This window comes from Nonomuraea monospora, assembly GCF_039531895.1.
Classification (GTDB): Bacteria; Actinomycetota; Actinomycetes; order Streptosporangiales; family Streptosporangiaceae; genus Nonomuraea; species Nonomuraea monospora.
In genome coordinates this window covers 1-946 of the sequence record NZ_BAAAQX010000107.1, presented here as the reverse complement: position 1 = coordinate 946, position 946 = coordinate 1, and the positions used below count along the sequence as shown (strand labels likewise).

Below are 946 nucleotides of genomic sequence, written 5' to 3'. Positions count from 1 at the left end.
CCGAGATCGGCTCGCTCATCGCCGAGGCGATGGACAAGGTCGGCAAGGAAGGCGTCATCACCGTCGAGGAGAGCAACACCTTCGGCCTTGAGCTCGAGCTCACCGAGGGCATGCGCTTCGACAAGGGGTACATCGCCCCGCTGTTCATCACCGACTCCGACCGGCTCGAAGCGGTCCTGGACGACCCGTACGTCCTGATCGTCAGCGGCAAGGTCTCCGCGAACAGGGACGTTCTGCCCCTGCTCGACAAGGTGGTGCAGTCGGGCAAACCGGTCCTGGTCCTCGCCGAGGACATCGAGGGCGAGGCCCTGGCGACTCTGGTCGTGAACAAGATGAAGGGCGTGCTGCGTTCGGTCGCGGTCAGGGCGCCGGGCTTCGGCGACCGCCGCAAGGCGATGCTGAACGACATCGCGATCCTGACCGGTGGCCAGGTCATCGCCGAGGAGGTCGGCCTCAAGCTCGAGACCGCCACCCTCGACCTGCTGGGCCGCGCCCGCAAGGTCGTGGTGACCAAGGACGAGACCACCATCGTCGACGGCGCCGGTGACGCCGAGCAGATCGCCGGCCGGGTCAACGAGATCCGCGCCGAGATCGAGCGCACCGACTCCGACTACGACCGCGAGAAGCTCCAGGAGCGGCTCGCCAAGCTGGCCGGCGGCGTGGCCGTCATCAAGGCCGGCGCGGCGACCGAGGTCGAGCTGAAGGAGCGCAAGCACCGCATCGAGGACGCCGTCCGCAACGCCAAGGCGGCCGTCGAGGAGGGCATCGTCCCCGGCGGCGGCGTGGCGCTGCTGCAGGCCGGCGCCATCGTGTTCGGCGAGGCCTTCGACAAGCTGGAGCTGGCGGGCGACGAGGCCACCGGTGCCGCCATCGTCAAGAAGGCGCTGGAGGAGCCGCTCAAGCAGATCGCGGTCAACGCCGGTCTCGAGGGCGGCGTCGTGGTCGA

The 946-nt window shown here is 69.0% G+C and carries 1 protein-coding gene; it reads left to right on the top strand.

What is annotated here, in order from left to right:
- The coding region (groEL, locus tag ABD331_RS60685) for a chaperonin GroEL (RefSeq protein WP_344496711.1) at positions 1 to 946 on the top strand (946 nt) is incomplete at both ends.